Origin of the sequence: Mesorhizobium sp. LNHC232B00 (assembly GCF_000502435.1) — a bacterium.
Classification (GTDB): domain Bacteria; phylum Pseudomonadota; class Alphaproteobacteria; order Rhizobiales; family Rhizobiaceae; genus Mesorhizobium; species Mesorhizobium opportunistum.
Genome location: NZ_AYWP01000003.1, coordinates 426949 through 444140 on the forward strand (window position 1 = coordinate 426949; position 17192 = coordinate 444140).

Genomic DNA, 17192 nt, shown 5'->3' on the forward strand with positions numbered 1-17192 from the left:
GTCGCCATTCAGATCCGAGTTTTTTACAGCTTTTCAATTGTAACGTAGAACTCTAGCGTGTTCGGCTGTGTCGGGTAGAAAGACATAATTTCAAAAATACCTTTCATTATACCCCTTATCGAATTCATGCGATCCATAAACTCAAAATCAGCAAAAACCCAGCAATGCGAATCAATATATTCATCTCTTTTTCGCATATCCTCAAGTATTTCTATTATACTGTCCCTATCCATCATATACTCTGCATTTTCCGCAGTGATATTCCCATTCCAACAATCTACCGGATTAGCTTTGCTAACATTCCAGAAATGATCACAGACCTGTTGAAAGCTTGGCTTCGTCCGCTTCTCGAGATAGGCTGCCACGAGATCAGAAATCATGCTGCTTTTTCGTTTCAGATCGAAGCAATAACGTTTATCCGGAAACGCGACGGCGATCCGGCCACCGGGCTTGAGCACATAGAGATTTGACTCTAGCCAACCCAGCAGGTCGGGCACGTGCTCCATGACATGCGACGCCACGATGTAGTCGATCGACTCCTTTGGGAGAAATTCAGAAACCAGCTTGCCGCCGGTGACGATGTCAATCTCGGGTATCAGGCTGACGTCGACGCTGGGATCGTTGGCATAATGTTGCGCCAAGGAGGCGCGGTCAGCATGGTCTACATAGGAAACGTCGTAATTCGGCTTCCGCAAAAGTGCCGCGTGCAAGGGGCCGTATTCGATACCCTTTCCAGCAAGGTTCAGTGCCGAAGTAATTCTCTTTGTGCGAAGCTCTAGCGCTGGGGGAGACTTCCGGAAGAATCGCATCTTTTTATTTCACCATCACGCACATAGACTGGCCGAGAGCGTGCCCATCGAGAACCGGCGCGTCGGCGTCGATGAATTCCTCCACATTGAAGCCGATCCTGGTCGCGAAGACCTCAATGGCCTCGCGCTCAAGGAACATGTTGAGAGTCGGGCGGGCTGCGGCCTCATATTGGATCACAGTCGCCTCGAAAATCTGCCAGTGAGGCGGCATGTGGAATTCCAGGAACGAAAACAGCAGCTTACCGCCCTTCTTCAGCACACGGTGACAATCGCGCATATAAATGAAGGTCTCTTCGTGCAGAAGGTGGGTAAAGAGGCTGAAGGCACATACATAGTCGAATGTGGCGTCCGAGGCCGGGAGTTTCACCGCTCGGTTCATGTGGAACCTATACTTTTCGGGTGTCTTGCTCCTGGCATAGTCGAGCAAAGCCTGAACGATATCGTAACCGTCATAGTCGATGCGCAAGCGTCTTGCGAGCGCAACCGCCGTGCGCCCGGAACCGCAGCCGACATCGGCAAGGCGCATCCCGTCGCGCAAGCCGTTCTTGACGAGGGCTTCGGCTTCAATGCGGCCGATAATGTCATAGGCGCCACCGACGGCGAGCGACATCGCCTCGTCGATCGGATGATCGCGCATGAGTCTCGCGACGTGCTTTTCGTAGTCTTCGACGAAATGGAATTCGGCCATTGCTATTCTTTCCGGTATCAGCCTAGCGAGAAGTCTTCGCGCGCTTTTGTCAAGTTCGGCGAATAGAAGGGATCACGCTCGATGATCTTTTTCCACCGCCTTTGCATATACGCAATTTCACTGTTGAAACGCGCCATTTTTTCCGGAGCATCCTCAACGCCGCGAGAGACGCTTTCAAGGTGGTAAAGCTCGGCATAGGGCGTCCAGACGTTTGAGTAGCCGGCTTCCTGTACTTTCAGACAAAGGTCCACATCGTTGAAGGCGACCGTCAGGTCGACCTCGTTGAGACCACCGACTTCTTTGAACAAGCTTTTGCGGATCAGGAGACAGGCTGCCGTAACAGCGGAGAGATTCTGCAGGACCTTCAGCCTGCAAAAATACCCTGGATGATGGCGTGGGAAATGCTTGTGCGAATGATTTGCGACACCGCCCAAGCCAATAATCACGCCGCCATGCTGAATCGTATCATTACCATAATAGAGCTTTGCGCCGACGCAGCCCACATCCGGCTGAACGGCCCAGGAGACCATTTCTGTAAGCCAGTCCGGCGAGATCACCTCGATGTCGTTGTTGACAAGACCGATGATCGATCCCTTCGCTTTCCCCACGGCGAAGTTGTTGATCGCAGAATAGTTGAACGGTTTGTCGTAACGGAGCACACGAACATTCTTCGCTTCCTTCAACTCGCTGAAATAGGCAAGGGTTTCCTCTTCCACCGAGCCGTTGTCGACCACCAAAATCTCGTAGTTCCTGTAAGTTGTCTTTTCGCGGATGGACTCCACGCAGCGGCGCAGGAGTTCGACCTTGTCACGCGTTGGGACGATAAGGCTCACAAGCGGCTGTGGCTCGGGCACGAAAAATCGAAGACGGTAACAGGGTATGCCTGGAGCTTCCTCGGCTCTCGCCGGAATGCCCATGCGCTCGACGTATTCGTCCAGCGCCCGCAACCCCGCCATGTAGGCGTAGTTCTTTTGAGAACCGTCAAGCGCCGTCGAGCCTTCCACCGCCCGCCAATGGTAGAGCACTTTCGGAATGTGCCGAATTCTCTCAGGGGCAATGCGCTCGATGACGCGCAGATTGAGGTCATAATCCTGGCTGCCCTCGAAGCCGGGTCGCCAGCCGCCGACGGCGCGGATATTTTCCGCCCGGTGTACGGTGAGATGGTTCAGATAGTTCTGGGATCGGAAAAGCTCCCGCGAGAAATCCGGCTTGAAGCATGGATCATAACGCCTGCCCTCCAAATCGATCTTGTCTTCATCGCTATAGATCAGTTCGGCGTCAGGATGGCGATCGACTTCCAGAACGATCTCGGCCAGCGCGTGCGGGCGGAGAATATCGTCGTGGTCGAGCATCGCAACCCACTCGCCGGTGACGATCTCCAGGGCGGAATTGGATGCCCGCGAGATATGGCCGTTCTTGTCACGCAAGACGACCTTGATACGAGGATCGCGTTTCGCATATTCGTTCAAAACGCGCCGCACATGCGGCTCCGTCGAGCAATCGTCCGCAATGCACAGTTCCCAGTTCTCGTAGATTTGGGCGCGGACGCTCTCGATCGCTTCCCGCAGGAGTCTCTCCGGCGTATTGTAGACTGGCATGAGTACCGAAATGAGCGGCTTCTTCTCAAGCTGAGCCAACCGCTGGCTCAAATCCGCAACGTCTTGTTCAGTCGGCGTGTCATTGAGTGCAATCCACCCTTCATAAGTAACGCTGCCCAGAGCGCCTCGTGCCTCCGCTGATCGCAGGGTGGCCGCAAACCCCCGGAGGCCGCTTTGCTTCAAGAGTTTTACGGCACGCGCGGCAGACCGCCCTAGGGAACCAGGGCTTTTCACGTGGCGGGCGAGGATTCTCGCGATGAGGCAAGCATAATATTCAACCCGTGCCAGCCGACGCAAACGGACGCGGCCGATCGTGATCTGGGTGGAACGGTCGCTTGGATCGAAACGCAGTTTCGAGGCTGCTACGCTAAGCGGGAAGGTCGACGCGGCCAGACCTTTGCCGTTCGAACGAAACCGCAGATCGATCCGTTCGATTTCGTTGTACCCCCTACCGCTGTCGACATAAAGGCGCGCGTCAGTCAACGCCTCCGCTTCGGCCGGCACATACGCGCTGAGCCGGTAGTGCCCGGGAACCAAGGGCCCGAAGCCCGGCCAAAGGAGTTCGAACTGCGGATCGTCGCCGGTTACCTTCCACTCCGTGGCCCGCTTGCTCGATGGCACGCCTTCCAAATGGTGGAGCGCGCGCAACGCGACGTTCCGCCCGGCATAAAAAGTTGCCTTATTCGGAAATGACACAAGTCTCCGCAGGAACGATCCATAACGCCAAGTCCGGCTAGTCCGAACAAGTTCGATTTCGCGTTTTAACAGTGCCATCTGCTGATCGCGCTCCTGCACCTTATGTTCAAGTGCCGCTATGTCCTCGTCCCTTGCAACGAGATTTGTGTTGGCCTTCTCCAGCGCTTGCATACCGGTTCGGATTTGCTTGCGAGCCGCCGCTAATTCCGCGTTAAGTGCGCTGACATCGGTCGGCAGTGTGCGAGAGAGACGTTGAATTTCCAACGTCTTCGCCGCTTCGACGCGCCAGCGATCGCCGAAGAGCTCCATTCGGCGCTGGACAATCGCCGCGTCGGCACTGTCGAGCTGGCACAATTGGGCAATGGCTTCCGCTGGGTTCTTTCCCACCAGCAGGACGCCGAGGCCGTGACTGTGGGGAAACTCGAACGAGGGGTATTTGCCCCGCAATTCTTCCCATAACTTCCAGACCCCAAAGTCTGCCTGTCGTTCATTTGTGTCGTGGAACAGGACGATCGCCCGGTCCGAGAGCTTTGAGAACCACTGTTCGAAATCGTGCCGAACGGCCTCGTAGGTGTGGAGGCCGTCGATATGCAGCAGATCTATGCTGGAGTCCGCAAACTGGGTCGACGCCTCGTCGAACGTGCATCGTAGCAGCTCCGAAAATTCAGCATAGCGCTCGTCATGAAAGCGCTTGAAGTCCTCAAATATCGCCTCGGAGTAGATCCCTGCCTGCTTATCGCCCCTCCACGTGTCCACCGCAAAGCAGCGCGTCCCGGTCTTTCCCTTCAGGACAGCGGAGCAGAAAGCAGAGTAGGAGACGCCTGCATGAGTGCCTAACTCGACAAGAACGCGTGGATGTTGGGCGCCGATCAACCAGTGGGCGAACGGGGTGTGACCGAGCCATGCAATTGTTGGCTGATCCATCCGCTCCGGTCGCCAGAACAGCGGCGCCAGATCGTCGTTCAGCAGAGCCTCGGGAAGGTCCAAGACTGTACGCTCACCTGGCGCGCTAGAGTCCATTGGTTCGGCGTACAACCCGGACTGTGTTTTACGAGCCTGGTTCTTCCGCCCCTTCGTAGCTGCGGTCATACCGCGCCCTCCGCGCCACCGCCGGCAAGATACTTCACCACCGCTTCCGTCGATTGCCGCCAGTCCGGCGCGTTCCAGCCGAAGGCGGAAGCGAACTTCGCGCTCGATAGCCTGGAATTGGCGGGGCGGCGCGCCTTGGTCGGATAGTCCATCGTGGCAATGTCCCGTACCCGCGCCCAAGGACCACCAAACGCCAGGCTTGTGTCCAGTATATGACGGGCAAAGCCGCTCCAGTTGGTCTCGCCCGTGCCGGCCAGATGATAGGTGCCGAACGCGACGAGATCCTTGTCGCGGTGCAGCATGGCCGCCGCATGCAGGATCGCGTCGGCGATATCAAGTGCCGAGGTCGGGTTTCCCCATTGATCGGCCACCACCGAGACCTCGTCGCGGTCGGCAGCCAGCCGCAGCATGGTCTTCACGAAATTCCGGCCGAACGGGCTGTAGACCCAGGCGGTGCGCAAGATCAGGTGGCGTGGGTTGGCGGCGGCCACCGCCTGTTCGCCGGCGAGCTTGGACGCGCCGTAGACGCCGAGCGGCGCCGTGGCATCGGTCTCGACATAGGCGCCGGGAGCGCTGCCGTCGAAGACATAGTCGGTCGAAAGATGGATGACGGGAATGCCTAGCCGTGCCGCCGCTTCGGCCACCTTGCCGGCGCCGGTCGCGTTGACGGCAAAGGCCAGATCGGGCTCGTCCTCGGCCTGATCCACGGCGGTGTAGGCGGCGGCCGATACGACGATATCCGGCTTGGCCGCCGAGATGGCGTCAAAGACGATATCGGGTCTTGCCAGGTCGAACTCCGGCCGGCCGATGGCGACGACTTCCACATCGGCGCGGCTCTGGCCAACCTCCAGCAGGCTTGCCGCGACCTGGCCGTCGCGTCCGGTGACAACGAGCCTCACACGACCTCCTTGCGCGCCTCGCCCAGCCTTTCGCCGGCATAGCGCTGCTCGCGGATCGGCCCCCACCACCATTTGTTGTCCAGGAACCAGTCCACCGTCCGCGCCAGGCCGCTGTCGAAATTCTCGCTTGGCGCCCAGCCGAGCTCGCGGCCGATCTTGGAGGCGTCGATGGCATAGCGGCGGTCGTGCCCGGGCCGGTCGGTGACGAAGGCGATCAGGTCGCGATATCGCTTGCCATCGGCGCGGGGACGCCTGATGTCGAGCAGGTCGCAGATCGTCTCGACGACGGCGAGGTTCGTGCGTTCCGAATTGCCGCCGACATTGTAGCTCTCGCCCGGCGTGCCCTTGGTGGCAATGAGCTCCAGGGCCCGGGCGTGATCCTCGACGAACAGCCAGTCGCGCACATTGGCGCCGGCGCCGTAGACAGGCAGCGGCTTTTCATCGAGCGCGTTGAGGATGACGAGCGGGATCAGCTTCTCGGGGAAATGATAGGGGCCGTAATTGTTCGAACAGTTGGAAAGCACCACCGGCAGGCCATAGGTCTCGTGCCAGGCACGCACGAGATGGTCCGAGGCCGCCTTCGAGGCCGAATAGGGCGACGACGGCGCGTAAGGGGTCTCCTCGACGAACATGCCGCCGTCGAAAGGCAAGTCGCCGAACACCTCGTCGGTCGAGACGTGATGGAAGCGGAAGCGGCTTTTCCTCTCGTCGGAAAGGCCACGCCAGTATTCCAGCGCGGCATTGAGCATTTTGTAGGTGCCGACGATGTTGGTCTCGATGAAGGCGCCAGGTCCGTCGATCGAGCGGTCGACATGGCTCTCGGCGGCGAGGTTCATGACGATGTCGATATCGTTGCGGCGCAATATGTCCAGTACCGCCCGCTCGTCGCAGATGTCGGCATGGGCGAAGCTGTAATTGTGGGCATTCTCGATCGGCCGCAGCGAGGCCAGGTTGCCCGCGTAGGTCAGCTTGTCGAGATTGGTCACCCGGTAGGCCGGATTAGCGCACAGGTGCCGGCACACCGCCGAACCGATGAAGCCGGCTCCGCCCGTCACCAGAAAATTCATGCTGCTGTCCTCACGCACCTTTGGCAACATCAGGCAAACACCTCGGCGGCGGCGAGCAGCGGCGCCTTGAGATCCTTGTCCGAAAGCTGGAACCCGCTCGCCAGCGACGGCCATTCTATGCCGATGACCGGATCATCGAAACGGATCGAGCGGTCATGCTCGGGCGAATAAGTGTCGGTCACCTTATACAGGACCTCGGTGTCGGGCACGAGCGTCACGAAGCCATGCGCAAAGCCCTTCGGCACCAGGATCTGGTTGCCCTTTTCAGCCGATACTTCGAGAGCGAGCCATTTTCCAAAGGTTTTCGAGCCCCGGCGAATATCGACCGCTACGTCTAGGACGCTGCCACGGATGACGCGCAGCAGCTTGTCCTGGGCGCGCGGCGCAAGCTGGTAGTGCAACCCGCGCAGCACGCCCGCCGCGGCGGAATAGGAATGGTTGTCCTGCACGAAAACGAGGTCGATGCCGGCCTGCGCAAAGCGCTCGGCATTGTAGGTTTCCATGAAGAAGCCGCGCGCATCGCCATGCCGCTTCGGAACGATTTCCAGCACCCCGTCGATGCCAAGCGATCTCACCTCCAGCATCTACCCCTCCGAAAGATCGGCGACACGCCGGCGCAGATAGGCCGCGTATTCGTTCTTTCCCAGGCGGCTCGCGCGCTCCAGCACCTTGTCCGCCGTCAGCCAGCCCTGTTCGAAGGCGATTTCCTCCGGACAGGCGACCTTGATGCCCTGGCGGTGCTCGATGGTGCGCACGAAGGAAGAGGCTTCATGCAGGCTGTCATGCGTGCCGGTGTCGAGCCACGCGTAGCCACGCCCCAACCGGTGAACATGGAGCAGGCCACGCTCGAGATAGACGTTGTTGACCGCCGTGATCTCGAGTTCGCCGCGTGCCGAGGGCCGGATGTTCGGGGCGATGTCGACGACCTGATTGTCGTAGAAATAGAGACCCGTGACGGCCCAGTTGGACTTCGGCTTCTGTGGCTTTTCCTCGATCGTCAGCGCGGTTCCGGTGGCCTTGTCGAAGGACACCACGCCATAGCGTTCGGGATCCTCGACATGGTAGGCGAACACCGAAGCACCCATCTCACGCGATGCCGCGGTGCGGCAAAGCTGCGACAGCCCGTCGCCAAAATAGATGTTGTCGCCCAGGATCATCGAGACGCTGTCCTTGCCGATGAAATCCCGGCCAATGATGAAGGCTTCCGCGAGGCCATTGGGCTGAGGCTGCTCGGCGTAGGACAGCGCCAGACCGAACTCCGATCCGTCGCCCAGCAACTCACGGAAAGCCGGCAGATCACGCGGCGTCGAAATAATCAAAATTTCGCGGATCCCCGCGAGCATCAGCACGCTCAGCGGATAATAGATCATCGGCTTGTCGTAGATCGGGAGGATCTGCTTAGAGACTGCTAACGTTAGTGGATAAAGACGCGTTCCACTGCCTCCAGCAAGGATAATTCCTTTCAAGAAGCTCTCCTCGACATGCCAAAGCCCCCCGGCCTTGAGTGCCTGTGCTTAGGTTTCATGCAATGGCTTGTCAATGCGGCGTCCCGCAAACGGGCGGACTATTTCGTGCAAAGAGCGACCCCGCTATTCCCGTCCAAAATACGCCAGATACCATTCCACGAACCGCCCTACCCCCTCGGAAACGGACGTGCCGGGGCGGTAGCCGACGGCCTGTTGAAGTGCGGAGGTGTCGGCGAAGGTGTCGGGCACGTCGCCTGCCTGCAGCGGCAAGAGTTCGACGACGGCCTTGCGGCCAAGCGCGTTTTCCAGCGCCTCGACATAGGCGGCCAGCTTCACCGGGTTGTTGTTGCCGATGTTGAAGATGCGCCAGGGCGCGCTGCTCGTCGCCGGGTCCGGATGGCCGGAATCCCAGGCAAGGTTGGGCGCGGCGGGGCTGTCGCTGGCGCGGACCACGCCTTCGGCAATGTCCTCGACATAGGTGAAGTCGCGCGTGTGATTGCCGTTGTTGAACAGCTTGACCGGCTCGCCGGCCAAGATGCTCCTGGTGAACAGGAACAGCGCCATGTCGGGACGGCCCCAGGGACCGTATACGGTGAAAAAGCGCAGACCAGTGGTCGGCAGCCCGAACAGGTGGCTGTAGCTGTGCGCCATCAGCTCGTTGGCGCGCTTGGTCGCGGCGTAGAACTGCAGCGGGTGGTCGGCCGGGCGATGTTCGGAAAACGGCATGTCGGTGTTGGCGCCGTAAACGCTCGAGGTGCTGGCATAGGTCAGGTGCCCGACACGGCTGTGGCGGCAGGCCTCGAGCATGTTGGTGAAAGCGACGATGTTGCTTTCGACATAGGCGCGCGGATTTTCCAGGCTGTAGCGCACCCCGGCCTGGGCGGCGAGATGGATTACCCGGTCGAAGGTGTGGTCGGCAAAGCAGCCGTCAACCACGGTCCTGTCGGCGAGATTGCCTTGGATGAAATGATAGCCGGCATTGGTGCTTCGGCTCGCCTCGGCCAGAAGCCGCAGCCGCGCCCGCTTGAGGCGCGGATCATAATAGTCGTTGATGCTGTCGACGCCGACGACCTCGTCGCCGCGCTCCAGGAGCCGCCTGGCGACATGATAGCCTATGAAGCCGGCGACGCCGGTGACCAGAACCTTCATCAGAAACGACCGTCTCCGGGAGTGGACCCCTGACGTCTACGGTATACCGGCTTGCTGAGGGAACTCAGGAGCGCTTCAGCAGCGACCAGACGGCCGGCACCAGACTCGCCGCGAGCGCAACCTTGATCAGGTCGCCGACGATGAACGGCACGACGCCGAACTGCCAGGACTTCTCCGGACCGATGAGCACGGCCAGCCAGGCGAAGCCCATTGCCATCATCACGACTTCGGCAACCAGCATCGCATTGACAAGCTTGATCGGATGGCGATCCCAGCCGCGATCGGCGGCCCAGCCGACAATAGCGGCCATGACGACGAAGCCAGCGAGATAGCCGCCGGTCGGCCCGACCATATAGGCAATGCCGATACCCTTCTCCGGCGTGCCCTGGAAGACCGGGAAGCCCATCGCGCCCTCCGCCATATAAAGCAGCAGGGTGGCAACGCCGAGACGCATGCCGAAGGCGGCGGCGATCAGGAATACGGCGAGCGTCTGCATCGAGATATCGACCGGACCCAGCACCACCCTGGTCTTGGCGGACAGCGTCAGCAGCAGCGTTCCGGCAATCGCCAGGAGAAACTGCGTTGCCAGTCGCGCCGCGCCTTCTTGCGGCAGAGCCAGAGAAACAAGCGGGCGCATCGTCGTTGCAGTTGCCATGGTCTTCCCCAATCCGATTTGTCGCGATCCAACAATCGCGGTCTCAGCGTTTTCCTATATTGGCTTGCGTGCTATGCGGCAATCGGTTTTGCCGTTCCTGGAACAAAGTGCCTACATTGTTCCAGGGAATAATGTGCCCGACATGGTTCGAAAGACGTCGTTCGAAAAGACATGGCTCTCAAATTCGATACCAGTTTCGATCCCGGCTATGGTTACGGGATAGACGTGGCAGCCGACGTGCGGCGCGTCACGGCCCGAAATCCGAGCCCGTTTACCTTTCACGGCACAAACTCCTACATCATCGGGCGCGACACGCTTGCGGTCATCGACCCCGGGCCGGATGACGAGGCGCATCTGCGGACCTTGCTCGACGTGATCGCCGGCAGGCCGGTCAGCCATATCTTCGTCAGCCATACGCATCGTGACCATTCGCCGCTGGCGACGCGGCTGAAAGAGCGCACCGGCGCCGCCGTGCTGGCGGAGGGCCCGCATCGGCCGGCAAGGCCGCTGCACACCGGCGAAACCAATGCGCTAGATGCCAGCGCCGACACCGCTTTCGTTCCGGATATCGCGCTGCCGGACGGGGCGTTGGTCGCCGGCGACGGCTGGGCGATCCGGACGGTTCTGACCCCCGGCCACACCGCCAATCACGCGGCATTCGCGCTCGAAGGAACCGGCATCCTGTTCTCGGCCGATCATGTCATGGCATGGGCGACGTCCATCGTCGCGCCGCCGGACGGGGCAATGGCCGATTACATGGCGTCGCTGGACCGGCTGATCGAGCGCGGCGATCGCCTGCTGCTGCCTGGCCATGGCGGACCAGTGACGGAGCCGCGCAACTTCATGCGCGGGCTGAAGACGCATCGCAAGATGCGCGAACGAGCCATACTGGAGCGGGTCAGGACCGGTGACCGGACGATCCCCGACATGGTCAAGGCGATCTACAGTGATACCGATCCGCGGCTGCACGGCGCTGCCGGGCTATCGGTGCTTGCCCATCTCGAGGACCTGGTGGCGCGCGGCATGGTGTCGACAGACGCCGCCCCCGCCATCGACGGCATTTTCGCGCCTGCCTGATCGGCTTCCCCGGACGCAAACGCATATCCGGAGGAAACCGACTATTCGGCTGGAGCCGCACCGACCTGGCCGGCGACTTCCTGATCGAGTTCCGCCAGGAAATCGGTGACACGCGCGGCATTGTCGCCAAGGTCGTAGCGGCCGTAACGCGACGCCGACCGCATGTCGACGATGATCGTGTCCCCGTCATCCGTCACGCGGATCGCCACGTCGGCCGGAAGGCCGAGCACGAAGCTCGAGGCAACTGCGGTGATGGTCACGTCGCTCTGCCCGGCGAGGTCGGGGTATGGCTGGGAAAGGTCCCAGCCGCGCCGGTCGAGCACGGTTTCAACGGCGTTGACGATGGTCTCGAAGGGCAGGTCGTAGCTGCGCGCGGTGACAAGCGGATAGCTGTCGGTCTGCAGCCGCTGTTCGCCCGGCGTCGGCGGGGAGAGCACGTTCATGTCCTTCGTCCGGTCGCTGATGTCGAGCGCCGGCGGTTCCTCGAGGTCGGTCGAGATGTCCCTGAGCGGCGGATAGATCGTCGCCCAGTAGGCGGCAACGCCGAAGGGGATCAGCACCAACAGGGCCAGCACGACGCCGACGGTCAGGTCGCGGCCGCCGCGATCACCGAAATTCCACAGCCTCGAAAAGGCAAAGGCGGCGAACAACAGCGCCAGCGCCGCCAGCAGCGCGACAATGCCCAGCACCCACAGGAACACTGGCGTTTCGACAAGACCGAAGCGATGGCCGACATAGTCGGTCAGCAACAGCACCGCCGAAAATGCGGCCGTGCGCCGCGACCAGCCGGCCGCCTTCGACGTTTGCCGTTCGGGAATGCTAACCATTGTCTTCTGCGATGCCCCAACCCGGACCGAGGTCTAGTGCCTTTTCGCGGCGGCTTGAAGCCGAAACATGCAACATCCCCGTCAATCCGTCGGCAAGCGGTAGTCCTTGAACTGCTGGCGCAAGGTGATCTTCTGGATCTTGCCGGTGGCGGTATGCGGTATCTCGCCGACGAAAGCGACATCGTCGGGCATCCACCACTTGGCCACCTTGCCGTCCATGAAGTCGAGAATACCAGCCTTGGTCGGCTCCTTGCCGGGCTTGGCGACGACGACCAGCAACGGCCGCTCGCCCCATTTCGAATGGTGGACGCCGATGGCCGCCGCTTCCGCCACATCCGGGTGACCGACAGCCAGATTCTCGAGGTCGATGGTCGAAATCCACTCGCCGCCGGACTTGATGACGTCCTTGGCGCGATCGGTGATCTGCATGTAGCCACCGGCATCGATGTGGGCGACGTCTCCGGTATCGAACCAGCCGTCCTCGTCGAACTGCTCGGCGCCCACACCGCCATAGTAAGCGCGGGCAACCGCCGGGCCGCGCACCTTCAGCCGGCCAAATGTCCTGCCGTCCCACGGTTGCTCCTTGTTGTCGTCATCGGTCACCTTCATCTCGACGCCGAAGGGCGGGTAGCCCTGTTTGCCCTGGACGTCGAGCCGGGCCTCCCCCTCGAGGCCGGCATATTCGGGCTTCAGGGTGCATAGCGTTCCTAGCGGCGACATTTCGGTCATGCCCCAGGCATGGATGACCTGGACCCCATAATTGTCCTGGAATTTCGTCATGATCGCACGCGGGCAGGACGAGCCGCCGATGACGACCTTGTTCAGATGGGGAAGCGTCTTGCCGGTCTCCTCCAGATATTGCAGCAGCATCATCCAGACGGTCGGCACTGCGGCGCTGAAGGTCACCTTCTCGGTGTCGAGCAACTCGTAGATCGAGGCGCCGTCCATCTTGCAGCCGGGCATGACCAGCTTGGCGCCGATCATCGGTGCGCTCTGGCCAAGGCCCCAGGCATTGGCGTGAAACATCGGCACCACCGGCAGGATCGTGTCGCGCGCCGATAGGCCCATCGCGTCGGGCATGGCGGCAATCATGGCGTGCAGCACGTTCGAGCGGTGGCTGTAGACGACGCCTTTGGGATCGCCTGTCGTGCCCGATGTATAGCACATACCGGCGGCAGTGCCTTCGTCGAAGGTCTTCCAGGCGAAATCGCCATCGACCCCGTCAAGCCAGTCCTCGTAGGCGACGGCATTGGGCAAGGTGGTTTGCGGCATGTGCGCCTTGTCGGTCAGCACGATCACCTGTTTCAACGATTTGACGGCACTGGCGATCTTTTCGAGCAACGGCACGAAGGTGAGATCGACGAAGACGGCCTTGTCCTCGGCGTGGTTCATGATCCAGACGATCTGCTCGGGAAACAGGCGCGGATTGAGCGTATGATAGATCGCGCCAATGCCCATGATGCCGTACCAGGCCTCGATGTGGCGCGCGGTGTTCCAGGCCAGCGTGGCGATGCGGTCGCCCATCCCGTACCCGTCGCGTTCCAGCCGCTGGGCAACCTTGAGGGAACGACGGTGGATGTCGGCATAGGTGGTGCGCACGATCGGTCCCTCGATCGAGCGCGACACGATCTCGCGCACCCCATGTTGCCGTTCGGCGTTGTCGATCAGCTTGTGGCACAGCAGCGGCCATTCCTGCATCAGCCCCAGCATCCCGTTCCTCCTCCCTCGCGCATTTTGCGTCGTAGCTTTGGCGCATTGTGAAGCGAACCGGCGGATTGTCCAGTCACCCGCTTGCGCGGCCAACGAATTTCGGAGTCCGTGCCGTAACGGCAAACGGTTGAATTCCGACATGTTTTGGATTTCGACCTGCTGATCCCTCGTGCCACGGGGATGGCAGGAGGGTCCAAATCACCGCCGTGACGGCAGTCTCCTCCCCCCAAATCACCGGGAAATCCGCCACAATCCGGCCATCGTCGGCGTTAAGTTTCGTTAACGGGCAAAGGGGTGCGATTGGCGACTGAAAGAGGTTCGCATGGACGCGCAACTCGAGGACAAGGCTCTGGAGAGCACACTTGCCGAAAGCCTGGCCGATTTGGTGCCGGACGAAAAGACTGTTTCCGAGGACGAATTTGTTGAAGTTGTCGGCGGCGCGCTCGAAGCGGTCGGCGGCACGCTGCTGTTCAAGATGTGTGTCGAGAGCGGAGGCGAAGGCCAGCATGTCGCGGCGGCATCCGTCGGCGACGGCGGCAATCGCCAGTTCCTGCTGCTCACCCTGCCGACCGGCGGCGGCTCGCTGAAGGTCGAGACCGTTTCGAGAAGCAGCAACCCGGTGGCGGGCATTGCAGCCGCCTATGCCGGACTGATGGACGCATTCAGAACCGCCGCCTGAAGCCTCGGCTGACACTCGAAAGCGCTATAGCGCCACGCCTCGGCGATTGGCGCCGGTTTTCGTGATGCGAACGGACCTTGCGCAATGGCTGTGCCCGCCACATTTTAGGGAGCCAGGTAAGGAGAACCAGCATGGACAAGATCGCCAACCCTGCCCCCGGCTTCCAGCGCAATCCCGACAAGATCATCACCATCGAGCCCTATGCAGGCACCGTTACCGTCCGCGCCGGCGATACGGTCATCGCATCGTCCACGAGGGCCAAGGTGCTGACCGAGGCCCCCTACCCCGCAGCCTTCTATATTCCGTTCGCCGACATCGATTTCGACAAGCTCACCGGCACGGAGCACTCCACCCATTGTCCCTATAAGGGCGATGCCAGTTATTGGAGCGTGCTGCCGGCCGGCGAGGCGGGCAAGGACGCGATGTGGGCCTATCGGCATCCGTTCGACGAAATGACCGATATCCGCGATCACGGGGCGTTCTACGCCAGCAAGGTCGCCATCGAAACCAGGCCTGGCTGAGTTCTTCGACTTGAAGGCACTCAGAGTGCGTTGAGATTTGAGGGCGGGCCGATCACCACCCCAATATCGACGCACCCTCAGTCGGTGGTGCCGTTGTTGCCCATGCCATCGGCATCGTCGAGACGCACGAAGGTCATGCCCTTGTCCTTGAGCGCCAACAGGCCCTGCACCACGCCTTCGCCGGCGGCATGGGTCGGCTGATTGATGTGCGAGATAATGACGTCGCCGTCCTTGGCCGCGGCGATGCGCCGGGCGGTTTCCTTGGCACCCAGCAATGAGCCGCCATCGCCATTGATCGAGAAGCCGGCGATCTTGAAGCCAAGCTTGCGGATCATCGCGATGGCCGAGGGACTGTACTCGGCCGTTGCGCCCCGAAACCATTTCGGAGCCGGCTCACCCGTCTTGGCCAATGCGGCGGCACCCGATTCGACTTCGGCCAGCACCGCTTCGGGACTGCCGGCGCTGCGGATGCCATAAATCTTCTGCGGCGTGTCGACCGCCGGAATATGGTGGCCGCCGTGATTCTCGAGTTCGAACAGGTCGGGATGCGCGCGCATGATCGCGACGGCCGCGGCATTGCGCTTCAGCCAGATGCCGGTGACGAAAATGGTGGCGGGGATCTTGTTTTCCACCAGCGCCGAAAGGATCCGTGTATCGGTTTGTCCGCCGCAGGCATCGAGCGTCAGCGCGACCCGGCCGGCCCCGCTTTCGGCAGGCTTTATATGCAGCGTGGGCTCGACCAGCGGCACGGCATGAGCGCTGGACACAACCGCCAGCGACATTGCGATCATGCAGAGATGTTTTTGCGGCAGATGCATCAAACCAATTCCTGATAGGCGATTTCAAGCCGCTATCCCAAGGCCCGCATCAAGGCGGAAATCAGGACGATGAAAGATGCCTGACGCGGCAATTTGACCGACGGTTGGTGAACGAACCCTTCGACGGCGGCCTTGCCGCCGTTAAAGCGCGTCTGCCCGAAACGGATCGGGCAACGCGCTGTAAGCTTTCTTTTCATGCATGCCGTTCTCCCCAAAAAACCGGAGCCATTTTGGACGACATGCATCAGACGGCGCGCTCGCGCTTCATCTCGGTGCGCGCGAGCACCTCGCGCACCGCATCGACGACCGGCTTCACCTCCAGACGCCAAACGCAGCAAACCCTGCTGGGATCGGGCCAGCGGCACAGATCCTTGGCCACGCAGTCACATGGCGTCGACGGCCGAAGCGCGATGCTGGGCACGCCGACCGGTCCCCAGCGCGACGGATTCGTCAGACCAAAAAGCCCGACGACCGGCGTGCCCACGGCGGCAGCCATATGCATAGGGCCGCTCTCGTTGCCAAGAAACAGCCGCGCTTGTTTCAGAACGGCCAACAGGCTCTCGAGCGACAGCGTCCCGACAAGGTCGACCATCGGCGTCGCCGTCCTGGCGAGGATCCGTCCGGCGATCTCGCTTTCGTCCGGCCCTCCCACCAGGACGACACCCAGCCCGGTACCGGCTGCAATTTCGTTGATCGCCTCGGCAAATCGCTCCGGCTGCCATTGCCGGCCCTTGAAGCTCGCGCCGGCATGCACGGCGACAAAGGCATTCGGCCGCAGATGATGCATGCCCAGAAGCGCCAATGCTTTCGCCGTCTCTAACGGCGATGGCTGAAGGCTTGGCACGGTGACGCGCAGATCGACGCCAAGCGCTTCAAGCGGCGAGAGATAGCGAAAGACGAAATGATGGCCGCCAAACCCATACGGCTTGGCAAACAGATTGGCGGGCTGACGCTCCAGCAGCTTCAGAGGCCTCTCGGGAGGATTATAGCCGACGCGGGTCTTTGCGTTGACCAGCCCACTGACAATGCGCGAGGTCTTTGAATCGGTCACGTCGATCGTCAGGTCGAAACGGAAGCGGCGCAGCGCCCGCACCACGGCATAGAGTTCTTTTGCGCGCTCCAGCGGGGTGCCGCGGATCCGGGAGCGCCGGAACGTAACCACCTCGGAAGCCATGCCATGCGCGATCACGAAGCTTTTGAAGTGCGCTTCGCAGAGAAACACGATCCTGGCATCGGGGAATTCGAGTTGCAGGTTCCTGGCGAGCGTCGAGGCGAGAACGATATCGCCGATGAACTTCGTCTGAATGATCAGGATCGAGCGGAATGGCGCGGGAGATATCTGCAACGTGTGATTCCGGAAACAATTGACGGTCCATGCGCAGATTAGGCAGTGACGATGTCGAGATTACGCAACGCCTTCGGCACGTTCGCGTGAGTTTTCATA

Annotated in this window: 16 protein-coding genes; 3 read left to right on the plus strand and 13 right to left on the minus strand. The window is 61.0% G+C overall.

The genetic code is table 11. The features are described from left to right. Window positions 1–23 precede the first annotated feature (23 nt). The 9 genes from X743_RS162285 to X743_RS162250 form a co-directional block, all read right to left on the minus strand. Window positions 24–809 (minus strand): class I SAM-dependent methyltransferase, encoded by a 786-nt coding sequence (locus tag X743_RS162285; RefSeq protein WP_023764445.1) that lies wholly within the window; start codon window positions 807–809, stop codon window positions 24–26. 4 nt (window positions 810–813) lie between these two features. Next, on the minus strand, window positions 814–1497 hold the full coding sequence (locus tag X743_RS162280) for a class I SAM-dependent methyltransferase (RefSeq protein ID WP_023764446.1): 684 nt from the start codon (window positions 1495–1497) through the stop codon (window positions 814–816). A 17-nt stretch (window positions 1498–1514) separates the two neighbouring features. Then, entirely contained in the window at window positions 1515–4778 is a 3264-nt protein-coding gene (locus X743_RS1000000169790; protein WP_198028417.1) for a glycosyltransferase, read from the minus strand. Window positions 4779–4876: 98 nt separating this feature from the next. Next, entirely contained in the window at window positions 4877–5779 is a 903-nt protein-coding gene (gene rfbD, locus X743_RS162275) for a dTDP-4-dehydrorhamnose reductase (RefSeq protein WP_023764448.1), read from the minus strand. Beyond that, the gene (gene rfbB / locus X743_RS162270) at window positions 5776–6846 is read right to left on the minus strand and encodes a dTDP-glucose 4,6-dehydratase (protein WP_023764449.1); all 1071 of its coding nucleotides are present in this window, start codon (window positions 6844–6846) and stop codon (window positions 5776–5778) included. Before rfbB ends, rfbD begins: the two co-directional genes overlap by 4 nt. Window positions 6847–6875: 29 nt before the next feature. Beyond that, window positions 6876–7430, minus strand: coding sequence for a dTDP-4-dehydrorhamnose 3,5-epimerase (gene rfbC, locus X743_RS162265; protein ID WP_023764450.1), 555 nt, complete (start codon window positions 7428–7430; stop codon window positions 6876–6878). Continuing rightward, window positions 7431–8312 (minus strand): glucose-1-phosphate thymidylyltransferase RfbA, encoded by an 882-nt coding sequence (rfbA, locus tag X743_RS162260; protein WP_023764451.1) that lies wholly within the window; start codon window positions 8310–8312, stop codon window positions 7431–7433. It abuts the gene before it with no gap. 123 nt (window positions 8313–8435) lie between these two features. Continuing rightward, the gene (locus X743_RS162255) at window positions 8436–9461 is read right to left on the minus strand and encodes an NAD-dependent epimerase (protein ID WP_023764452.1); all 1026 of its coding nucleotides are present in this window, start codon (window positions 9459–9461) and stop codon (window positions 8436–8438) included. 64 nt (window positions 9462–9525) lie between these two features. Next, entirely contained in the window at window positions 9526–10116 is a 591-nt protein-coding gene (locus X743_RS162250; protein ID WP_023764453.1) for a biotin transporter BioY, read from the minus strand. Window positions 10117–10287: 171 nt separating this feature from the next. Between X743_RS162250 and X743_RS162245 the strand changes: the two genes are divergently transcribed. Beyond that, window positions 10288–11193 carry an MBL fold metallo-hydrolase gene (locus X743_RS162245; RefSeq protein ID WP_023764454.1) on the plus strand — a complete coding sequence of 302 codons (906 nt, stop codon included), beginning with the start codon at window positions 10288–10290 and terminating at the stop codon, window positions 11191–11193. A gap of 41 nt (window positions 11194–11234) precedes the next feature. On the opposite strand, the gene X743_RS162240 is transcribed toward X743_RS162245, so the two are convergent. After that, window positions 11235–12020 (minus strand): DUF1499 domain-containing protein, encoded by a 786-nt coding sequence (locus X743_RS162240; protein WP_023764455.1) that lies wholly within the window; start codon window positions 12018–12020, stop codon window positions 11235–11237. Window positions 12021–12101: 81 nt separating this feature from the next. Continuing rightward, entirely contained in the window at window positions 12102–13730 is a 1629-nt protein-coding gene (locus X743_RS162235) for a fatty-acid--CoA ligase (RefSeq protein ID WP_023764456.1), read from the minus strand. 322 nt (window positions 13731–14052) lie between these two features. On the opposite strand from X743_RS162235, the gene X743_RS162230 reads away from it, so the two are divergent. Both X743_RS162230 and X743_RS162225 read left to right on the plus strand, forming a co-directional pair. Then, window positions 14053–14409: a hypothetical protein gene (locus tag X743_RS162230; protein ID WP_013896531.1), complete on the plus strand. Its 357-nt coding sequence runs from the start codon at window positions 14053–14055 to the stop codon at window positions 14407–14409. A gap of 131 nt (window positions 14410–14540) precedes the next feature. Further along, entirely contained in the window at window positions 14541–14930 is a 390-nt protein-coding gene (locus tag X743_RS162225; protein ID WP_023764457.1) for a DUF427 domain-containing protein, read from the plus strand. A 77-nt stretch (window positions 14931–15007) separates the two neighbouring features. Here the strand turns inward: X743_RS162225 and X743_RS162220 are convergent, their stop codons facing one another. Further along, complete coding sequence (locus tag X743_RS162220; RefSeq protein ID WP_023764458.1) at window positions 15008–15748, minus strand: polysaccharide deacetylase family protein; 741 nt, start codon at window positions 15746–15748, stop codon at window positions 15008–15010. Window positions 15749–15992: 244 nt separating this feature from the next. After that, window positions 15993–17093 (minus strand): glycosyltransferase family 9 protein, encoded by a 1101-nt coding sequence (locus X743_RS162215; RefSeq protein ID WP_023764460.1) that lies wholly within the window; start codon window positions 17091–17093, stop codon window positions 15993–15995. Between the last annotated feature and the right edge of the window lie 99 nt (window positions 17094–17192).